Origin of the sequence: Nostoc sp. DedQUE07 (genome assembly GCF_034530975.2) — a bacterium.
Taxonomy (GTDB): Bacteria; Cyanobacteriota; Cyanobacteriia; order Cyanobacteriales; family Nostocaceae; genus Nostoc.
Window position 1 is genome coordinate 164,817 of record NZ_JAVRCC020000005.1, and the last position, 21,464, is coordinate 186,280.

A 21,464-nucleotide genomic window follows, 5' to 3' on the forward strand; every position below is an offset into this window, starting at 1 on the left:
CTCATAGTCAGAGGCGATATACTTTAAAAAAGTTGATTTGTAAATTCCATCTGCTACATACAATTATTACTACATCAACTCTCTGAGGTAATATGCTTTTAAAACTGCAACAAATTATTGTTAAACCTGGTCAACAAATGTTACTCCAAGATATTAGTTGGCAGCAGTTAGAAGATATTTTAGCAGAAATGGGAGAAAGACGTGCTGCACGTATTTCTTATAGTCATGGTTGGTTAGAAATTATGGTTCCCTTACCAGAACACGAAAAAGATAAAGAACTTATTGGTGATTTAGTCAAAATCTTGTTAGAAATACTACAAATTGATTTTGAACCTTTTGGTTCCACAACACTAAAAAATGAGCGAATGCGCCAAGCAGTAGAACCAGATACCAGTTTTTATATTCAAAATCAAGCTGCTGTAATTGGCAAAAACCGCATAGATTTAAATATAGATCCACCACCAGATTTAGCAATCGAAATTGATATTACTTCTCGCACTCGATTTCAAAATTATGAAATTTTGGGAGTTCCTGAACTTTGGCGACATACACAACAAGGTTTAGAAATTTTATTGCTAAAAGAAGGGAAATATATAAAATCTGAATCTAGCCCTAATTTTCCTGATATCCCAATTGTTGAATTAGTCAATGAATATGTTCAGCAGTGTTTAACAATTGGCAGAAGTCAAGCTATGCGTAATTTTAGAGATTGGGTAAAGAATAATTTATGATAAAAATCTAAGGCTTTCTGAGAAAGGCGATCGCTCATGACTACCGAAAACAACCCAAGAGCCATTCTAGACTGGGAACACCCCACACCGCCCACAGATTTAATTTTTGATGACGGAGAACCCTTGGAATCAAATCGCCACCGTATTGCTATGAATGTGTTGATTCGGTCATTGCAACAAGCTTGGGCTGACCGGAATGATTTCTTCACTGGGGGCAATATGTTTATTTATTACAGCAGCGCCCAAGTACGTAACCAAGATTTCCGCGGCCCCGATTTCTTTGCTGTCTTGAATGTGGACGGGACTAATTCTCGTCAAGGTTGGGTAGTGTGGGAAGAAAACGGTCGTTATCCTGATGTGATTGTAGAATTAATGTCACCATCCACAGCCAAAATAGATAAAACTGTTAAGAAAGACCTTTACGAACAAACTTTTCATACTTCAGATTATTTTGTCTATGACCCCTTTGACCCGACTTCTTTGCAAGGGTGGCATTTAGATCATAATCAGCAATATCAATCTTTGACACCAAATGAGCGTGGTTGGTTGTGGTGTCAAAAGTTAGGTTTATGGTTGGGAACGTATGAAGGAACAATAGACAGAGAAACGGCGGTATGGTTACGGTTTTACGATGTAGCTGGCAATTTAGTTTTGTTACCAGACGAAGCTGCTGCTGCACAAACACAAGCCGCAGTCACGCAGGCGGAAATTGCTGTTGCACAAGCACAAGCCGCAGTTGCACAAGCAGAAGTTACTGCTCTACGAGAAGAAGCGGCTACTGCAAAAGCGGCTCGATTAGCAGCTAGATTGAGAGAATTGGGTGAAAATCCAGATATTTTGTGAAATGTAAGCAAAAGACTAAATGCGATCGCTATTTTGTAAACTCACAATAAACAGGTGCGATTGCCACTTTGAAATATTACAACAAACAAGTGCGATCGCTATTTTGAAAAATCACAACAAACAAATGCGATCGCTCTTTCCAAATCTCACAACAAATAAGTGCGTAGTTTACCGCTGTAGGCATCGCTATTTTTAAATGTCAGAATTAGTAAGTGCGATCGCTATGTTAAATACGGGATGCAATCGCTATTAATTGCTACAAGACTAAGGTTTAATCGGCACAAATTGATATTTATCACTGCCAGATATTTGTTGAACTTTAACTAAGAATATTTCATTGTTTAAGCGATCGCCTGATGGTAAAAACTGAATCTTTCCCGTTGCACCATCGACTGAAAAACTCGGACTATGCAACTCTTTTTGTAATTCATCGCGTCTGTTAGTTCGTTGTAAACCTGCGATGATCGCCAAGGTTGCATCATAAGCCGTAGCTGTTCGCCAATTGACAGTTGCACCCCAAACTTTTTGGGCTTTTTGCGGAAAGATGTTATTAGGAAAAGCTGTGGGATACCAAGGTGCAGAGATTATCAGTCCGTTGATACCGCTGCCATTCCTTAAGGTTTCGTCAGTGAAAAGTGTAGGACTACCAAATACAGTCAACTGCCCTTGATTAGATTGTACCACCGCTAGACCTTGCTTTATTTTGTCTACATAAAGACCTAACACCAAGGCATTAGCATCGCTACGTACAGCTTGAGAAATGACAGCACTAGGGTTAAAGTCACGAGCAGAAATATCGCATTCTGTAGAATTAATCTGACCGCCAGCAGCTTTTATCGCTTTAACAAACTCATTGTTAAACGACTGATTATCTATCCCTTGGTAATCAACACAGATAAGAAAATTGGTTTTACCCGCTATTTTAATGGCGTAATTAGAGACGCTATCAGCTATGGATTTAACACTAGGAGCAGTACGGAAGATATAATTGCCAACCCTATCAAGGTTTTGGGCATAACTGGTGGGAGAGATCATCACTAACCCGTCTTTTTGATAGACTGGGGCTGCTGAGAGAGAAGCATTACTAGAATTATGTCCCACGACAGCTAAGATGTTGGCATCTTTGCCAAACCGAGTGGCAAGCTGTGCAGATTCACTTGGATCGTTATCATCATTAGCGATCGCTACCTCCAAAACTTTGCCATTGATACCGCCACTGCTATTCACCTCATCTTGAGCTTGGGACACACCGCGCAGTATCTCTTTTGCTACATTTGGATTTGTCCCAATAGGTACGCTCACAGCAATTTTGAGCCGATCTCCTTTCTGACGAGCTTTAGCATTATTCAAGTAAATCAATGTTTCTGGGTCTGTTCTATTAGTAAGATTCGCTTGACGGTATGAATTAAACTTATTAATAGCAGTCTGACAATCACCATTTAAAAATGCTTGAACTCCAGCTTCTTTATCTGGATTTGTATCTTGTTTTAATAAAATTTCTTCACCCAGGCTAATTCTGTCATTCAAACTATAGGTCTCTTTACCACAGGAATTTACTATAGGCGGAACTACAGGTTGAGATGTATGTTTGGTTATCAAAAAGTAGAATACAGTACTGCCAACGCCAATACCTACTCCAATTACTCCGATGACGCTGGCTACTATGTATTGTAGAAAATTGTTATTTTGGGTAGGCCGAGTATTTATCCGAGTCCGGGCATTTGACTGTTTGCGAATTATGATATCTTCTCTTTTTGCTGTATCTTTATTTTTGCCGCCGAGAGTTGTTGAATCTTCTCTCTCACGAATTCGGTCTTCAATTGGTTTTATATCTTCATCCCTAAGTACTAAAAGTTCCTGAAGACGTTTCAACCTAGTACGAGTTCTCTCACTGAGATTAGAATCTGATTCTATCGCCTTGTAGAAAGCCTCTTCATACTTTTCCAATTTTCTTTTATACTCTTGGTAAGGTTTTAAAACCTCTGCTTCAATTGATTTTGTGTCCTCAAGCGTTAGTTCCAGATTCTCCTGTTTCACTTGTAATATAATGCGATCGAGTTCATGAATTTCACCACTGCCTTCCTTTGCCAATTCTTGAACTAGTTTGCGATAAATAAGCTTTGGATCACCTTTTGGTGCTTTAGACAGGTAAATTTTGTAACCTTCTTCCACTGGGTATATTTTCGGTGTCATTGCTGGGGCTTCTTGCTTGACTTTAATACTGGCATATTCATGCAGTTCATCAACAGAAATCCGTCCATCTCCGTCTTTATCGGCTGCTCCTTTTTCAATTCCCTCCACTAGATAGCGTGTGTAAACTGAAAGTTCTAAACCTTCCTGCTCAAATGCATACTGAGTGGATGTGGAAGAAGTCAGAATTGCTCGCCCTTTTCCGCCTAGCTCCTCTTGCAAATTTACCGTGCTGTCGTCTCTTGGAGTCATATCCCGAGCAATTGCACCACTAAAGCAGCAATCCAAAATCACCACCTGTCTCTCAGATTTGCTTTCATTCATATTTTCGTTCAGAACACTAGCTGCTAGTGCTAGGTGCTTAACTAGCCTTCCATTCTCTTTACGAGTATTACAGTTTGATAAGTAAAGCTTGCCGTTTTCATCTTTTATTCCATGACCAGAGAAGTAAAACAGCAACAGGTCTTCTTTTTGGCGATTGGCAAAAAGTCTGTATATCGCATCTTCCACTTCTTGCCGATCAGGATTTTTTAATGCTGTAACATCCGTCTCGGCAAATCCTCCCATTTCTGGGTTTAGTAAAACTCGCTGCATTGCCTCCACATCTTTTGTAGCCGCAAGCAATGAGGTAATATCTGCTCCATACTCGCTTACACCAATTAGCAGCGCTACCTTCGCCATGTTGCTATTCTCCTTTATTTATGGAATTTATCGGCTAGCTACCTGCGATGAACTTTTGCGCTTGTTCAATGGCGGCGTTTAACTCTTCCTGACTGCTAGCTTTCACCTTCAGTTTTTTGCCGTTAGCTTCAACTTCCAATTCAATGGTTTTGTTACCCAAGCGATCGCCCAAAAATCCCAACAATTTCTTAAAATTGGCAAGGCTCACCTCTGCCTGCAACACCCCCACCAGAAAACCACCAACAGATTTGGCTCCTTCAGGTATTTCTGTAGCTGCTACTAGTTCAGCACTTTCAACATCTAAGTCTTTGATTTCTCGCAGCAGATTCCGTGCTTCCCGTTCTTGCTCCTCTGCATCTAAATCTGGATTAGAAAGAGCGATCGTCAGTTTGACGTTAGATTCAGAACTCATTTTGTGCCCTTTTAGGTTTTTCAGCAGTTGATGGTCAATGGTATTTCTGTAGTATATCGATTGACATCACTTCTTCTATGTAAATTTCCTGAAACTTTTTCAAGATTTTTCCAAAAACTCATAAAATTCAGGTACAAATCTGGTATAAATACAGAACATCCCTTTTCAATAGCTTCAAAACTTAGAGGCAATCAACAGTATTTCTTTCGATACAGCAATTTGTTTTACCACGCTTGCGATCGCAAAGTAAGTTAGTGAGTTTGTCTTTGCAACTTCTTTAGAAGCGATCGCTAGATCAAACTATTACAGAACAGCGAAAATTCAGCGACCATCTCAAATAACCAGACAAGGGGCTTCAGCCCCTTGTTAAAGGTAGGCAAACTTGCGCCACAGTTGTCAGGTTAACTAAAACAAGTCCAAATCTGTCACAGCACCAATACTGCTAGAAGATACCAATTTGGCATATTTTGCCAACACGCCTTTAGTGTAACGCGGAGCCGGAGGTTGCCAATTGGCACGACGACGGGCCAGTTCTTCTTCAGATACGTTCAACTGCAACAAACGAGCGGGTGCATCAATAGTAATACTATCGCCTTCTTCTACAAGCGCGATCGCCCCACCAACTGCTGCTTCTGGTGCAACATGACCAACCACCATGCCGTAAGTACCGCCAGAAAAGCGTCCGTCGGTAATTAATCCTACAGCATCACCCAAACCAGCCCCGATAATTGCTGAGGTGGGAGCCAACATTTCACGCATTCCAGGGCCGCCTTTAGGCCCTTCGTAGCGGATGACTAGAATATCACCAGCTTGAATTTTACCCGCCAAAATTGCATCTAAAGAGGCTTCTTCCGACTCAAACACCCGTGCAGGCCCGGTAATTACTGGTTTTTTCACCCCAGTAATTTTGGCGACAGCTCCTTCCGTTGCCAAATTACCTCTGAGGATGGCTAAATGTCCTTGAGGATACATCGGGTTATCCCAAGTCCGAATCACATCTTGATTGACAGATGGTTCTTCTGGGATGTCTGCTAATATCTCTGCAATGGTTTGACCGCTGATCGTGAGGCTATCACCGTGTAATAAATCATGCACAAGTAACATCTTCATGACTTGCGGAATACCACCAGCTTTGTGCAAATCTGTAGCGACATATTTACCGCTTGGTTTTAGATCGCACAAAACGGGAACGCGAGCGCGGATAGTTTCAAAGTCGTCTATAGTTAACTCTACATTAGCGGCGCGGGCGATCGCTAAAAAATGCAGCACTGCATTGGTCGAACCACCGACTGCCATAATCACAGAGATAGCATTCTCTATAGATTTGCGAGTGATAATTTGCCGGGGTAATATTTGTTTGCGAATCGCTTCGACTAACACAAATGCTGATTTTTCCGTGCTGTCGGCTTTTTCGGCATCTTCTGCCGCCATTGTTGAAGAATAGGGTAAACTCATCCCCAGCGCTTCAAATGCTGAAGACATGGTGTTAGCTGTGAACATTCCTCCACAGGAACCAGCACCAGGACAAGCTCGACCTTCAACCTCTAATAATTCCTTTTCGTCAATTTTTCCAGCACTGTATTGACCAACAGCTTCAAAAGAACTGACAACAGTTAAATCGCGTCCATTATAGTGACCGGGTTTAATTGTACCACCGTAAACGAATATTGCAGGGATATTCATCCGAGCGATCGCCAGCATTGCCCCTGGCATATTTTTATCACAACCGCCAATAGCCAGCACACCATCCATACTTTGTCCAGTACAGGCGGTTTCAATGGAATCGGCAATCACTTCCCGCGATACTAAGGAATATTTCATCCCTTCAGTTCCCATCGAAATCCCATCGCTAATGGTAATCGTGCCGAACACTTGCGGCATCGCTCCGGCGGTTTTAATCCCAACTTCTGCCCTTTGTGCCAGTTGATTTATCCCCATATTACAGGGAGTGATCGTACTGTAGCCGTTGGCAATGCCCACAATAGCTTTATTGAAATCTTCATCTTTAAAACCAACTGCACGCAGCATAGCTCGATTAGGCGATCGCTGCACTCCTTGCGTTACAACTTGGCTTTTCAAATTCTCCGACATCTTTTTTCCTTCCGTGCCATCATCGCAACTGTTGCGATTGTATTACCTGATGATTTTCTCATGCCTGGGCGGTGCGATCGAATATGAGTAATTCTCTATGTTTCACCGTGTCTTTTGGTCAGCCCTAATTAGAATAAATCTTCATCTAAGCGTTTGTGTTAAATAGGGATGATTCTTATGTGTATAGCATCTAGAGTGCCGGAAATACACGAATTTAAATATGAAAAAAAGTCATTGCCCCAAGGTGAGGCACTGACTTTCCACATTTATAAGCTTAGTATATTGATATTGATTCCGGTGCACAGATGGAGACACTCTAACTTTGCACTAGAGTTCTTCTTCAAAATTATATCTGCCTTGAAAATAGTGACTAGGGATTGAAGACTGGGAAAGAGATATTTTCATTCTCTAATGCCTTCTACCTTCTGCCTCCTGCCTTATTTTCAAGGCAGGAATATTAAATTAAAGAATGAAGTCACTTGACACTACTTGTGGTGCTCCTATAAGCCGAACTTGAAACTCAGCCGAGCGATCCCCATCAGTGCTACCTTCGAGAATACCTCCTGAATAACGGATTTGGCCGGGTGCGGAGAATTGGGAACTCCCAATGAAAGTGAAAGCTTGGTTGCCTCCAATAGTGGAGTTGGCATCAATATTAAATAGATCGATGCGATCGCCTGACAAGGTTCCATTTCCACGAAAGTCAGTGATTATATCGCGTCCCGAAAGTGGAGTATCAGAAATTGAGTTGTACTTGAAAACATCATTACCCGATCCTCCAGTGAGAATATCTTTTCCACTACCGCCAGCCAGGACATCATCCCCAGTACCGCCATTGAGCGTATCGTTGCCAGCACCACCGTTAAGAATATCGTTGCCAGCGTTACCAAAGAGGCTATCATTGCCACCACCAGCGTTAAGGATACTCTTGCCACTACCACCTACAAGGGTGCTGTTGCCACCACTAGTATTAATGACATCGCTCTGACCATTATTGCTACTACTGCTACTGCTATTGCTACTGCCACCGCTACTGCTATAACTACTAGAGCTGGCGCTAACACTGCCGCTACCGGAGGAGATTGATATTGAAGTTGCCATTGATGAGTTTCTCCTAAACTTAGAGGAAAAAAAAATTACCTCTTTACTTTTCCATTATAAAACGGCATTGCTGATTAAGAGTATGAATTTGATTTCCTTCAAATGCATAAAGCAAACAATTTAAAACATGGAATTTGGGAATTCCATACTTTCATTCAGCAATGCCGACAAAACCAGGTCAAAATATCAATAATTGGAGTATATTGTTGAACAAACCTGATTGGAATAGTCCTTTACTATTAAGTTTGAATATTCGAGAGTATTTGAGAATATTTAAGAAGTAATAGATGTATTTAATGATATTTATTTCATATTTGTACCAAAAATCATCTGATGCCCTTGTACCTTCTATTTTCAGTTGTTTCAGTTGGAAACTACTCAGGAACAGTAGATTTTTTCTACGTGATTATATAGAGTTAATAACATTAATACTGTATTCATAATAACAATACTATAGTATTACCCTCAGCAGATTTTTTTCTCAAAAAAAATAATAATTCACTTTTTTATTCTCTGTCCAGAATAAAATACAAAACCTTTGTCCAGATAGAGTTGGTTTTGCATATTGATATTTTTTTAGTGGTTTCTGTAGTTATATATAACAAATAATTACCAATAAGTTAAAAGCTTTGTTAGACATATGACACAAAGAAAAGCCTTAAGATTTGTGTAACTTGATAACAAATAATTACCAATAAGTTAAAAGCTTTGTTAGACACATGACCCGAAGAAAAGCCTAAAGATTTGTGTAACTTGAATTCGTTCCCAGTCTTAAGACTGGAAATGTATTTCGAGAGGGCTGCTGCCTCTGCTAAAGCCATTGGAGGCAGAGCCTCCCAGGATCGTAATTAGGGTTGTATTTTAACTTAGTGCCATTCCCTTGTTAGACCAGTGCGACGCGAATAGCCCGTCGTAGACATCGCTGCATTCCCTAACGTTACAATTTAGCTATTCTGGCATCATCACAAGTTTTGCGATTGATTGTATTAACAGATTTTCTCATACATACGCAGCATTGGTAATTTTCTATTTTTTAGATGTGCTTCTGTTAGGTGCAGTTGATATGAGCAACTTTGTTAGTATTTAACTGTGCTTGATTATAGCGATATCATTGTTGACAGGTTAAAGCCTACTGCATTTTCTCACAGTTGGAGTATGTTTGGCTTTGCACCTAAATTATTCTTCAATATTAGACTGTTTGCATAAATCATAAATAAGAACCCTACTCCTAAATGCTTGCTCTTAGAAGTAGGGTGTTCAGCGCTTTTGCAAGAGGTATATTAGACTATAGGATGATGTCGCTTGCCACTAGTGATGGTGCTCCTGTCAGTCCAATCTCAAACTCAGGTGAGAGATCCCCATCAATGTTAGCTTCAAGAGTACCTCCTGAATAACGAACCTGACGGGCTGCTGAGAATGCGGCAGCACCAATGAAACTAAAGGCTTGGTTGCCCGCTACACTGGAGTTAGCGTCAATGGTAGATAGATCGATTTGATCGCCTGCAAAGATACCGTTTCCAACGAAGTCAGCGATAATATCTCGTGACAAACCAGTAGGACTATCTGAAACTGAATTGAAATCGAAAATATCGTTGCCAGCACCGCCAGTAAGAGAATCAGTCCCAGCACCGCCAGTAAGGATATCGCTGCCAGCACCCCCATTTAGGGTATCGTTGCCAGCACCGCCAGTGAGAAGATCGCTGCCAGCATTACCGTTAAGGATATCGCTGCCAGCATTACCGTTAAGGGTATCGCTGCCAGCATTACCGTTAAGGATATCGCTGCCAGCATCGCCATTTAGACTATCGTCGCCGGCATTGCCATTAAGGATATCGCTGCCAGCACCCCCATTTAAGATATCGTTGCCGGCGTTGCCATTCAGGATATCGCTGCCAGCACCCCCATTGAGGGCAGGACGAAAGATTAGTGGGGAACCGTTGATGGTATTGTTGTCATTAAAAATGCTACCTTCGATAATTGCCATTAGTAAGTTTCTCCTGAACTTAGAGGGTAAAAAATAACCTCGTCACTTTCCCATCAGAAAACGGTGTTGCTGATTAAGAGGATGAATTTGGTTTCCCTCAAAGGTGTAAAGGAAACAGTTTCAAATATTTAATTTTTAAATTTCACACTTTCATTCAGCAACGCCGAGAAGACAAGGCAAAAAAATAACGAGTGGGTAGAGATAACTGAACCACACTTGATTGGAACAGGTCTTTGGTGTTAAGTTTGAAGATTTGACAAGCACTAGATGTATTGATGATATTGGCATCAAAATTATGCCAAGAGTAATGTCATGTTCTTATATCTTTACTGGTTGCAGTAGTAGGATGGTATGAAACAAGCTGATTTCCTCCTACAAAAGCGCATAACTTTTAGAACGTTTTGATTTTATCCACAATCACAACACTATACTATTACTTTCAAGCCTACTTTTTTCTATCTATAAGAAAGAGTAATTATCCCTTTTTTATTCCTCTCGCTAAAACAAAATCTGAAACCTTTATTCAGATAGGGTTGGTTTTACTTTTTGAGATTTATTCGGTTATTTATCTAGTTATATATAAGGAAGTAATTGCCAATAACTTAAAAGCCTTGTTAACCAGTGCGATCGCTACATCCCTTGCGTTACAATGTGCCTTCTCAAATTCTCTGACATTTCTTCATTCAGTAGCATCATTGCAACAGTTGCGATTATATTACCTAATTTTCTGATGTAGAGGTGGCGCAATTTAATAATTATAAACTATTAGAAAGGCAAGCTAAACTTATCTCTCTTTGTGACTATTCAATTATCAAAATTCTGCATTCTGCCTTATTTTTAAGGCAGATAATATTAAATTAAAGGATAATGTCGCTTTCCACTAGCTGTGGCGCTCTTGTAAGCCGAATTTCAAACTCAGCCAACAGATCGCCATCAGTACTACCTTGGAGAATACCTCCTGAATAACGGATTTGACCGATTGCAGAGAATGCACGACTCCCGATAAAAGTGAAGGCTTGGTTGCCCTCTTTAGTGGAGTTGGCGTCGATAGTAGATAGATCGATTTGATCCCCTGCAAGGATGCCGTTTCCTACAAAATCAGCGATCGCATCCTGTAAAAAACCAGGTTGACTCTCTGAAACGAAGTTGAAATCGAAAACATCGTTACCCAATCCTCCAGTGAGAACATCAGTTCCACTGACACCCGTGAGGATACCACCGTTACCAAAATCACCGCTAATCGTATCATTGCCAGATCCGCCAACTAGGCTATCGTTGCCCAATCCGCCAACCAGGTTATCGTCGCCAGAATCGCCGTTAATCTTATCGTTGCCAGATCCGCCGTCAATCTTATCGTTGCCAGATCCGCCGTCAATCTTATCGTTGCCAGATCCAGTATTAATGATATCGTCGTCAGATCCGCCGTCAATCGTATTTTTACCATCACCGGCGTTAATCGTATCATTGCCAAATCCGCCAATAATTGTATCGTCACCAGATCCGGTGTTAATGCGATCGTTGCCAGATACACCGCTAATTATATTGTTCCCCGCTCCGGCGTTAATCGTATCGTTGCCAGAACCGGCGTTAATCGTATCGTTGCCAAATCCACCGTCAATCTTATCGTCGCCAGATCCGCCGTCAATCCTATTGTTCCCAGATCCGCCGTTAATCGTGTCGTTGCCAGATCCGCCTTGAATCCTATCGTTGCCAGATCCGGTGTTAATTATATCGTTGTCATATCCACCATCAATCGTATTATTGCCATCACCAGCGTTAATCGTATCGTTGCCAGAACCAGCGTTAATTGTATCGTCGCCAGATCCGGTGTTAATCGTATCGTTGCCAGAAACACCGTTAATTATATTGTTCCCCACTGCGGCGTTAATCGTATCGTTGCCAGAACCAGCGTTAATCGTATCGTTGCCAGAACCAGCGTTAATTGTATCGTCGCCAGATCCGCCGTCAATCCGATCGTTGCCAGATACGCCGTTAATTGTATCGTTGCCAGATCCGCTTTGAATCCTATCGTTGCCATTACCACCTTGAATCTTATCGTCACCGTCAAATCCGCCGTCAATCGTATTGTTGCCAGATCCGCCGTCAATTATATCGTTGCCTCTTCCCCCGTCAATCGTATCGCTGCCAGATCCGCCCAGAAGGCTATCATTACCGTTTCCGCCGTTAATTCTATCGTCGCCAGAACCACCATTAATCGTATCGTTGCCTCTTCCGCCCCTAATTGTATCGTTACCGTCAAATCCGTTGATGATATTAGGTAGAACAGAAAAAGAATTACCAAGATTGTCAGGCTGATTAGTACCGTTAATGGTTGGCATAGTGAATTTATCCTGAATTTAGAGGGTAAAAAATTAATTTGCCACTTCCCCAGTGGAGAAATAACGAGTAGGAAGATATAACAAATTAGACCTGTTTTAATCAGGTCTTTGCTGTTAAGTCTAAAGATTTGAGAAACACTGGATCTATTGATGATATTGGCATCAAAATAGATTGTGCCAAGAGTCATGTTATGTCCTTGTACCTAATGAATTCACAGTTTCTAGCAGCAATCTGCTAGCAAATAAGCAGATTATCTTCTACGGAATTGCATAGGTTTTAGGACATTTTTTCTGTATTCAGAATAATAAAAGTATGATACTACCTCAAGCTTACTTTTTTCTAGATTTAAGAAATAATAATTAACGGGACTTGAGATCGCGATACTTTTTTTATAAATAAAAAAGTGGCATTCATTTATAAAGACTGAATGCCACTTTGTATTTCTCAAAATTCCTGATTATGCAGATATTTTATTTATCCAGGTAGAGTTATGCCAGTTACAGCGATCGCACCTGCGATCGCACTGGCGCAAAGAGAAGTAATCGCTGTCCCAAATATCCACCATGCAGCATTGGCAACGGTTTTCTTGGTTTCTTCAGCTTGCTTTTTGGCTTGCTCTTGAATCGCTTTCAGGCGTTTTTGAGTTTCTTTCTGAATGCGTTCGGCTCGTTGTAATACGCCATCCCGCGCCGCTTCTATTTGGTTAATAATGCGGTTAGCATCCGCTTCGGAAATATCTTCACGAGAACTCAATACAGCAACTAAGGTGTCACGATCGAATTCACTGAGGCGATCGCGCAATGCTTCAAATCCGGCTTGGGGATCGTCGAAGACTTTTGCAAAGTCTTGCTTAATGCCTTCATAGTTGAGTTCAGGAAGATTCAGGGAGTTGAGATAGTTGCGAACTTTGGCAAAAACTCCGTCTAGCACTGATTGCACTCTCTGCTGAATCTGTTGGAATTGTTCGACAATCGAGCTGCGAACAGAATCAATTTGATCGACAATTCGGTTAGCTTCCTCTTCTGAGATATCCTCACGTTGGGATAATAGCGCCACAATTGTCGAACGGTCAAATTTCGCGGCGCGATCGCTTAAACTCCCAAGTCCAGCGCGGGGAGAAGACAGCAGCAATTGTAAATCGCGTTTGATTCCTTCGGGGTTGAGTTCATCTTTGTTAGTATTACGCAGATATTCTTCGAGATTGGCTTCAAAATCTAAAGCTTGTTGAGTGGTGCGCTTGGCTAAACGTCGTGGCGCTCTCAGAATATCACCAATGGCATCTTGAGCGCGATCGATAATTTGATTAACTTGCTCTTGGCTCAAGTCGCCGCGTTGACTCACGAGTTTTACCAAGGTTTCTCGATCGACATTAGACAAGCGATCGCGCAGTGCTAAGGCTCCAGCTTGAGGATCGTCGAGTAATTTTTCCAAATCGGCTTTGATACCTTCTGGGTTAAGTTCTTCCAAGTTGGTATTGCGAAGATATTCGGCGATCGCTTTTGTAGTTTTTTCGTACTGTTCTTTCGCTTGTTGCGGTACTTGCAAAATACTATCTCGGACTGCTTCTAGCTGATCGAGAGTTTGGTTTATCTGTTCTTCGCTCAAATCTTGACGCTGACTGAGCAATTGTACTAAAGTATCGCGGTCAAATTGCGATAGACGCGATCGTAAGAGGCTAATTCCGGCTTGGGGATCGTCTAGTAAAACTCTAAACTCACGTTTGATCGCTTCGGGATTGAGTTCGTCTTTATTAGTATTTTGCAGATAGTCTTCAACTCTTTGACGCAGTTCATCGGCTTTCGCTTTTGCTTGTTCTTGCAATTCTCTAGCACGATTCAAGAGATTATCGCGGTTGCGTTCGAGTTGACTAACAATATTATTAGCTTCCTCTTCGTTGATATCTTGACGCTGTTGGAGCAATTGTACAAAAGTATCGCGGTCAAATTGTCCGAAGCGGCTATTTAAATCTTCAAAGCCAGCTTGTGGATCGTCTAGCAAGTTGCCAAAGTCTCGTTCAATACCTTCGGGATTGAGTTCGTCTTTACCCGTAGAACGCAGATAATCTTCGATGCGGCTGCGGAAATCTTGCCCTTTTTCTCTTGTTTGAACCTGTTTGACAGTTTCTAAAACTTCCAGGCGATCGCTTTCCATTTGTTCGGAAATTTCTTTTACCCTAGCTTCGCTAATATCACCGCGCTGCTTTAGTAAGTTGGTGAAATATTCTTGATTGATTTCTTCCAACTCTCGTCTCACAGTTGTTGGATCTGCATTTACGTCATAGATGACTTCTTTAAATTCATCTATTAGGGTAATTCGATTGAAGTGCCAAGGAAACGAATGCAATATGTAGTCTTCTACATCTGCCTTAATTGCATTTTCCAGTGATATGGGTAATTTTGCAGATACTTGCTCAGTTGCTTCCTCTCTAAACTTTTGAAATTGTTCTGTGACTTGCTCGACATCGACATCTTGAACTTTTTCTTTCAGTTTTTGCAACTGAGTTGTAATTTTGTTCACATCGATATTAGAAAGGTTTACCCGTTCCAGAACTGCTGGCGCAGCTGCACTTAAGCCATACGTAATAGCTTGCTTGATTATACCATTGCCATTACCGCCTCCGATTGTAACCAATTCTTGCAGCCGTTCACCTAATCGATCGGAATTAAGTTCTTCAGGTGTAGCAGACTTCAGTAAATTAATTACTTGTTCGGTGGGATTTTTGCGATTTAAAGCTTGTTGCCATGCACCTTCAAATTGATCGGCAATGCTATTGATATCTTCTTGAGATAAATCGCTACGGCTACTGATTAAATCAACAAATGTTTGGCGATTAACGTTTTGCAATAGGTCGCTATTAGCAACAGATTGCAAATCTGTATCTTTAAGAAGTTGATCAAATTGACTCCGAATTTCTTTGATATCCAGCTTTGGCAATTGCAGAGAACTTAAAGAACTTTGGAGAGTATTTTTAATACCTTCAGAATCAAAACCTGAAGTTAATTCCCGCCGGACTACGGCTGTAATATCTTCAGCAGTAGAAACTAACTGTTTTTTTGCAGTATTAGCACCGATGCCAGCAGTTGCCGTGCCCATCAGAGTTTGAAAACCAGAAGTAACAGTATTAGATATAGAACCAATTAAAGAACCTACTGCTGATGAACCCAACCAAATTACTAGTGAAAAATAGGTAGACCAAATGACTACACCAATAATTGCTCCTAAAAATGCGCTTTCGATTAGGCTAAGTTTTACTGCTAAAAAACAAGCAATAAATAATGCAATGCTAACGGTTATTAATGCCCAAGTACCAACTTTAGCTTGACCTTTACGAATTGTCTTACCCAAACTTTCAGACTCATCATCAGAATCTGAGCCTATTTCCCAAGATGAAATTCCGACAGCGACTGAAAAGTTTGTCAATAATAATTGAAAGGCAAATGCCATCAAAACCCCAGCTAGCAGTGCTACCAACAATTTAGGCCCAGAAAAAACAACTGATGCTTCTTCTGGAGTTAGTACTTCCTGAGCTAAAGTTATCGGCGCCGATCCAAAAGATAGCCAATTCCATTTAAAAAAAGTTAGAACACCTTGAAACATCATATTCTCTCACTTTTACTCAATTAAATACCTATTCATAGGCTTATTTATCAGCTTAATTATCATTTATGTAAGCTGGCACTTTCTTTAGTAATAAGTTGGTTAGCCAAAAGTCGTATTTAAAAGAAATAAATATTTATTTTTTGTTTCAAAAAAACTTATAATTTAGTTAAATTTATGAGTCAATATTAGGCAAAAATAAATCTCATAAAACTGTATCTACTGATATAGAACGTTATGAGCGGGTGGGTTACACTAGCAAATCTGAGAAAATAATGTATTTTAGTATCAATTTTATTGAAATATTGAAAACCGAGAATAATTGTTATAAAAACTTTAGAAAATAAAATATATTTTTTAGTAGAGATTTAGTTACTAACTTTAGATAAAACTACCTATATCTAATGATAGAGATAAAAATTCTTCCAAGCGATTGATGAAAACTAAATAGAAACATGTATAAATAATGGTTACTACGAGCTATGAATTAGTAAATAATTGATTTTTGTTTGCTGAGGAGAAAGAATAATGGTAGTCGGTGTACATAAACGTGCTGTAGGTGTATTTTCTCATCGTCGAGATGTTGAACACGCCTTACATGAATTAAAAAAAGTTGGCTTTGACATGAACAGAGTTTCTGTCATTACCCAAGATGGTGACAGAGACGATATAGCTGGTGCGGATGTGAGCGATCGCGTTGGCGATCAATCTGACGAAGGTGCTAAAGTCGGAGCAGCTACAGGCGGTGCTTTGGGAGGATTGACTGGCTTATTAGTTGGTCTTGGCACTTTAGCAATCCCTGGAATCGGGCCAATCATGTTGGCTGGAGCCGCAGCAACTACCCTAGCTACAACTCTCGCTGGCGTTGGTATTGGTGCAGTAGCTGGTAGTTTACTTGGTGCATTAATTGGTCTAGGAATTCCTGAAGAACGAGCTAGAGTTTATGACGAACGTGTTAGACGAGGACACTATTTAGTCATTATTGATGGTACAGATTCAGAAATACTTAGAGCAGAATCAATTTTAAATCATCAGGGTGTGGAAGAGTTTGGCATTTACGACCACCCAGATGCGGCAAATCCAGCCACTGGTTATGTGACTCCAGCTGCGACTGCGGGTTATAGTGGTGTTTCCAAACGTGCGATCGGGGTATTTTCTCATCGTCGAGATGCAGAAGCAGCAATTACAGAATTACGAGATGCAGGTTTTTCCTTGAATCAAGTCTCCATCATTGCCAAAAATACAGACGGTCATGGGATCGATGGTGTAGATGTAGACAGAAACGTTGGTACTGGTAATAAAGCAGACGATGGCGCAAAAACTGGAGCAGCTACAGGCGGTGTTCTGGGTGGCTTAACCGGCTTATTAGTTGGACTTGGAACTTTAGCAATTCCTGGAATCGGGCCTGTAATTGCTGGTGGCGCAGTTGCAACAGCTTTGGCGACAACATTAGCTGGTGGTGCGATCGGTGCAGCAGCCGGTAGTATTGTAGGCGCACTTGTTGGCTTGGGAATTCCTGAAGACAGGGCGCGAGTTTATGGCGATCGCTTTCAAAGAGGCGACTATTTAGTAATTCTCGATGGTACAGAAGCTGAAATCCACCAAGCTGAAGCGATTCTCAAACATCGAGGTATTGAAGAATTTGCAATCTATGATGCTACTGAGATTAGTGAATATCGCCCAGGTTCCGACCGAGTAACGCATAATGACGCAGCAGTAGTCGATCCGATTCGCCCCAATTACTCAACAGAGCCTCATAGAAACGATCCTGCTGTAGTTATTGTCGATCGTCGTGATGAAGTACTTTAACCTAAAGTAGTTTTCACTCACACTAATTAGACAAAATTGCAGGAGCAATAATTTGAAAACTTTGCTCCTGACTAAAAAAACTTGCTCCTCATCTTTGCCGTAAAGATCAATAGATTTCATTTTCGGATTCAGAATTAAACCAATGAAAAAGCTAACCCCTTTCGTAATTAGTTGCCTTTTAGTGTTTGGTGTTGCTGCTTGTGATAACGCTTCTAAAACAAGTGAATCTGCACCCAACAATCCTAATGAGGCTCCCCAAACACCAACTGCGAAAACAACAGAAGCTTCTCAAAAAGATGCACAAAGTGAAGTTCGTAGAAGACAACTCAATGAGGATATTCGCGCTCGCGAACAGCGCAATAATACTACTGGTGGCGATACAAAAAGAGCTAAAGCTGACTTAGAAAGTGAAGTTCGCTCCAAATTAGAGGCTAATATCCCCAAGAGTCAACTAACAGTTAATGCCGCAGATGGTGGTGTTGTGACTGTGGCTGGAACTGTCACTAATCAGCAAGAATTGGCTAAAATTGAAAAATTAGCTAAGGAAATTAAAGGTGTGAATAGTGTAGTTGTGAAAGCAACTGTTGCCAAAGTAACTAACTAAGGCAACTAACTAATAAACCCAAGCGAGCAGGTAAGGATAAACCGATTTAACTGCTCCTGCTAAACCTGAGTGGTCAGTAATAAGCTTAACTGACCACTAATAATTGATAACTGACAACCTTAATAACTATATTTCTTGATGCTCACAGTTATACAAAGTCTTGTAGTTACCAAACATAAAAACTATGGAAACCGAACAACAGCAACGTGAATCGATCAATGCTTCCTTATCACAAGGTACGCTAGCACTTGAAGGTACTGATACTGCAAACTTGCCAAAGTTACCCCCAGCATCCGAACCTGAATCTCAATGGCAGCAAATTAGCAGACAAATTTCTCAATTTTTAGAGCAACTGCCCCAATACTTAAGTGACTTTTTTCGAGACTATAAGCAGCCTCTAATAAGCGTTGCTTTAATTTTGGCAGCGATTATTACAGCTAGAGTAGTACTGACGGTACTAGCTGCAATCAATGATATTCCCCTACTATCACCACTTTTTGAGTTAGTTGGAATTAGTTACACCAGTTGGTTTGTTTTCCGTTATCTACTGAAGGCTTCAACTCGCCAAGAATTAGCCGATGAAATTCAATCACTGAAAAACCAATTCGTGGGCGAGTAAATTTTTTGTCTATTAAACAAGAGTTTACACGGGCAAATAGAATTTGCAGCTACGCAAACTCTCGTCCGGTTCTGCCGACTTGGGTAAAGCCTTGTATAGTTGCATTTTCTAATTGCCCTTTTTATGTTAAGTTGGCTTCAACTAAAACTCTTGTTCTACCAAGAAATATTAATTCACAGTATTTAACCGGACTCAAGCTTAGTGTTTTAGATACATCAAAAGATAGAGAATATAACATTATTTTTAAATTTAAGTCACTTCTCCAGATAGTAGCTTGGAGATGAGAAACAGCCTAATCTAGTTTATGAAGTTATTTAATAGATTCTTTAACGAGGACATAAATTATGGCTAATGAAGCAGTTAAGAGAGATACAGATTCATCTGATAGAGCGGAAGTCAATAATTACGATCGCGGCATTATCCCTGCTGAAACCGCCGCTAGAATGGAAAGAGAAGGAGATAAGTTCAAAAAAACTCCCACGGAAGAACGGGAAGCAGAAGCACCTACTGACGATCAAACCGATTCCGAAAGTATACGTACCACTGACGGCTATACCATAGATAATGAAGGTTTGTCTAATAACTATGCAATTGAACCGGAAATGTATTACGAAGAACCGGGTGATGCACGCCAGCAAGCCGCAGAAGAGAAGCAACAGCGGATCGAAGAACTTGGAGAAGTTAATCAGGATGAGGAAGGCAAGTTGACAGATAAGGGTGACAGCCGCGGTAGAGGCCCAGGAATAATTTAATTAACAACTCTTTTGCTGGGTGCAATTACACGTAAGAAGGCTAAATAGGTGTTTTCTAGAGACGCAATAATTGCGTCTCTAATTTTTTTTAGATTGTGTGTGGTTCGATAATCAACGGCTCAAGTTCGCGATTATGCCATTGCTGCTGATACCATTCGGCAACCAAAGGACGGACAATAAACTTGGGCTGTTTATCGCCTTTAACATCAATACGTAAACCTGAATAAGGTCGTCGCTTCTGAGAACCTTGACCGTTGCGACCGATGAAGAGATGCGATCGCGCCACTAATCTATTCTCCTCCATCAAATCTGCTCCCTCAATTCGCTGGCGTCGCAAACTAAACCCGCTACCGCCACAAACAATCCAGTGGATATGAGAATCAGCGTGTCCCGTATCCATTGTTTCTAGGTGTTCTAGGCAGTGTGCGTGACCATTTATTACTAAATCTACCAAAGGACGACCCTGATTTAAAGAACCGATTTCTTTAGCTACCGCATCCAGTACCCCACGCAGGCGATCGCGAACAATTAGAGTTTGTGCTTGTTGCCACTTCGTCGCCTCAGTTACATAAGGAGGATGATGGAAATAAATTATCCTTCCTCGAACTTCAGAATTATTCCAAGATTCAATTAATCTTTGCTTGAGCCAATCCAGTTGTTCAGTGTCAGTCAGCGTTGTTTTATTAGTGGCTAGTTGCTTATCGATATCAACAATAATTTCTTCAATTTGTGACATCTTGGCATGGAAGTCGTCTAATTGATCGGCTTCACTGGGGTCTTCCGGTCGAAGTTTGGCTGAGGTTTCAATAATTTGCAGTTTTTCTTGCTCTAAATCTTCGCGACGTTTTTCTAGGAGTTTGCGATCGGCGTTACCTTTTTTTGTTTTCGGTAGCGGTGGTGGATCGTTAAAGGTATTAGAATCCAAAGCAAAGAAATCAATACCGCCGTAACGAAATGTGTAATAGCGATTAGGAAGGCGGGTAAATTCCCCAGGTTGATAGGAAAGACAACGACCTGTATCTGTCTTGGCTGTGTAATACCGATCTAAGTGGCTGGCTAACTCTCCTGGAAGCTGAAACGCCTTTAGATAGTCAAGAAATGCCTTTGCGTAAGCGTCACCGCATCTTGAGCCATGTAAACCCACATCTAGGTCTAACCGCGATCGCAACAGCTGGCGAATGGGTAATGTTGTTAGGGATGCCAAGCTCAATAAAATCGGCAAGTTATAGTAATCGTGATTTCCCGGCACTGGTAAAATGGGCAGCTTAAAAACCATCTGGTCGTAAGCAATCCGTTTGCGATGCTCTATGCCGGAGATAAACTCTCGGTAAGGCTGGATGAAGTTTTGCTGGTAGTATTCACTCGATCCCACTAAATAAATCACATCTCCCGTATGCAGCATAAAACGGGATTCGTTGTGATGGGGCAGCATAAGTTCAGCTACTTGTCGTTGGGGATTGTGTCCCCGATGCCTGCCGGAACCACTATCACCGACAACTAAAAATGAGAACTCAGAATTGTCTGTTTGACCATCTTCCAAAACCAGCCGAGTTTGGTCAATATCCCGTTCCACAATTAACGGATCTTGCCATCGTACCCGCTGATTCATTTTCCGAATTTTATTAGCGATCGTTGGATCGGATACAAGTTTCAATGCAACCTACTCCTGAGTTTTCAATTGAAGGGGAGCAGGGAGAAATCAATTCAAAA

General features: G+C 41.1%; 14 protein-coding genes. 6 read left to right on the plus strand and 8 right to left on the minus strand.

Features of this window, described 5'->3' with window-relative positions:
• Window positions 1–92 precede the first annotated feature (92 nt).
• Both RMZ95_RS06105 and RMZ95_RS06110 read left to right on the plus strand, forming a co-directional pair.
• A complete protein-coding gene (locus RMZ95_RS06105) occupies window positions 93–731 on the plus strand; it encodes a Uma2 family endonuclease (protein ID WP_322684940.1) in 639 nt (212 codons plus the stop codon).
• A 36-nt stretch (window positions 732–767) separates the two neighbouring features.
• Window positions 768–1,574: a Uma2 family endonuclease gene (locus RMZ95_RS06110; RefSeq protein ID WP_322684939.1), complete on the plus strand. Its 807-nt coding sequence runs from the start codon at window positions 768–770 to the stop codon at window positions 1,572–1,574.
• A 264-nt stretch (window positions 1,575–1,838) separates the two neighbouring features.
• Here the strand turns inward: RMZ95_RS06110 and RMZ95_RS06115 are convergent, their stop codons facing one another.
• The 7 genes from RMZ95_RS06115 to RMZ95_RS06145 all read right to left on the minus strand — a co-directional run bounded on the left by RMZ95_RS06115 (window position 1,839) and on the right by RMZ95_RS06145 (window position 15,970).
• Window positions 1,839–4,445 carry a caspase, EACC1-associated type gene (locus RMZ95_RS06115; protein WP_322684938.1) on the minus strand — a complete coding sequence of 869 codons (2,607 nt, stop codon included), beginning with the start codon at window positions 4,443–4,445 and terminating at the stop codon, window positions 1,839–1,841.
• A gap of 34 nt (window positions 4,446–4,479) precedes the next feature.
• Entirely contained in the window at window positions 4,480–4,857 is a 378-nt protein-coding gene (locus RMZ95_RS06120) for a hypothetical protein (protein ID WP_322684937.1), read from the minus strand.
• A 405-nt stretch (window positions 4,858–5,262) separates the two neighbouring features.
• Window positions 5,263–6,948 (minus strand): dihydroxy-acid dehydratase, encoded by a 1,686-nt coding sequence (gene ilvD / locus RMZ95_RS06125; protein ID WP_322684936.1) that lies wholly within the window; start codon window positions 6,946–6,948, stop codon window positions 5,263–5,265.
• Between the two features lie 462 nt (window positions 6,949–7,410).
• A complete protein-coding gene (locus RMZ95_RS06130; protein WP_322684935.1) occupies window positions 7,411–8,049 on the minus strand; it encodes a calcium-binding protein in 639 nt (212 codons plus the stop codon).
• A 1,285-nt stretch (window positions 8,050–9,334) separates the two neighbouring features.
• A complete protein-coding gene (locus tag RMZ95_RS06135; protein ID WP_322684934.1) occupies window positions 9,335–10,033 on the minus strand; it encodes a calcium-binding protein in 699 nt (232 codons plus the stop codon).
• An 857-nt stretch (window positions 10,034–10,890) separates the two neighbouring features.
• Entirely contained in the window at window positions 10,891–12,372 is a 1,482-nt protein-coding gene (locus RMZ95_RS06140; protein ID WP_409882168.1) for a calcium-binding protein, read from the minus strand.
• Between the two features lie 475 nt (window positions 12,373–12,847).
• Window positions 12,848–15,970 (minus strand): MFS transporter, encoded by a 3,123-nt coding sequence (locus tag RMZ95_RS06145; RefSeq protein ID WP_409882172.1) that lies wholly within the window; start codon window positions 15,968–15,970, stop codon window positions 12,848–12,850.
• 528 nt (window positions 15,971–16,498) lie between these two features.
• Here RMZ95_RS06145 and RMZ95_RS06150 point away from each other — a divergent pair.
• The 4 genes from RMZ95_RS06150 (at window position 16,499) to RMZ95_RS06165 (ending at window position 19,754) form a co-directional block, all read left to right on the plus strand.
• A complete protein-coding gene (locus RMZ95_RS06150) occupies window positions 16,499–17,779 on the plus strand; it encodes a general stress protein (RefSeq protein WP_322684932.1) in 1,281 nt (426 codons plus the stop codon).
• Window positions 17,780–17,921: 142 nt separating this feature from the next.
• Complete coding sequence (locus RMZ95_RS06155; protein ID WP_292741746.1) at window positions 17,922–18,383, plus strand: BON domain-containing protein; 462 nt, start codon at window positions 17,922–17,924, stop codon at window positions 18,381–18,383.
• A 184-nt stretch (window positions 18,384–18,567) separates the two neighbouring features.
• On the plus strand, window positions 18,568–19,002 hold the full coding sequence (locus RMZ95_RS06160; protein ID WP_322672033.1) for a CAAD domain-containing protein: 435 nt from the start codon (window positions 18,568–18,570) through the stop codon (window positions 19,000–19,002).
• Between the two features lie 344 nt (window positions 19,003–19,346).
• Entirely contained in the window at window positions 19,347–19,754 is a 408-nt protein-coding gene (locus tag RMZ95_RS06165; RefSeq protein ID WP_322672032.1) for a hypothetical protein, read from the plus strand.
• Window positions 19,755–19,842: 88 nt separating this feature from the next.
• Here the strand turns inward: RMZ95_RS06165 and RMZ95_RS06170 are convergent, their stop codons facing one another.
• The gene (locus RMZ95_RS06170) at window positions 19,843–21,408 is read right to left on the minus strand and encodes a metallophosphoesterase (protein ID WP_322672031.1); all 1,566 of its coding nucleotides are present in this window, start codon (window positions 21,406–21,408) and stop codon (window positions 19,843–19,845) included.
• Window positions 21,409–21,464: the final 56 nt, after the last annotated feature.

Bases quoted from the DNA above. Each gene is read 5' to 3' on its own strand.
- RMZ95_RS06105 (WP_322684940.1), top strand. From the start codon at position 93: ATGCTTTTAAAACTGCAACAAATTATTGTTAAACCTGGTCAACAAATG.
- RMZ95_RS06110 (WP_322684939.1), top strand. From the start codon at position 768: ATGACTACCGAAAACAACCCAAGAGCCATTCTAGACTGGGAACACCCC.
- RMZ95_RS06115 (WP_322684938.1), bottom strand. From the start codon at position 4,445: ATGGCGAAGGTAGCGCTGCTAATTGGTGTAAGCGAGTATGGAGCAGAT.
- RMZ95_RS06120 (WP_322684937.1), bottom strand. From the start codon at position 4,857: ATGAGTTCTGAATCTAACGTCAAACTGACGATCGCTCTTTCTAATCCA.
- ilvD (WP_322684936.1), bottom strand. From the start codon at position 6,948: ATGTCGGAGAATTTGAAAAGCCAAGTTGTAACGCAAGGAGTGCAGCGA.
- RMZ95_RS06130 (WP_322684935.1), bottom strand. From the start codon at position 8,049: ATGGCAACTTCAATATCAATCTCCTCCGGTAGCGGCAGTGTTAGCGCC.
- RMZ95_RS06135 (WP_322684934.1), bottom strand. From the start codon at position 10,033: ATGGCAATTATCGAAGGTAGCATTTTTAATGACAACAATACCATCAAC.
- RMZ95_RS06140 (WP_409882168.1), bottom strand. From the start codon at position 12,372: ATGCCAACCATTAACGGTACTAATCAGCCTGACAATCTTGGTAATTCT.
- RMZ95_RS06145 (WP_409882172.1), bottom strand. From the start codon at position 15,970: ATGTTTCAAGGTGTTCTAACTTTTTTTAAATGGAATTGGCTATCTTTT.
- RMZ95_RS06150 (WP_322684932.1), top strand. From the start codon at position 16,499: ATGGTAGTCGGTGTACATAAACGTGCTGTAGGTGTATTTTCTCATCGT.
- RMZ95_RS06155 (WP_292741746.1), top strand. From the start codon at position 17,922: ATGAAAAAGCTAACCCCTTTCGTAATTAGTTGCCTTTTAGTGTTTGGT.
- RMZ95_RS06160 (WP_322672033.1), top strand. From the start codon at position 18,568: ATGGAAACCGAACAACAGCAACGTGAATCGATCAATGCTTCCTTATCA.
- RMZ95_RS06165 (WP_322672032.1), top strand. From the start codon at position 19,347: ATGGCTAATGAAGCAGTTAAGAGAGATACAGATTCATCTGATAGAGCG.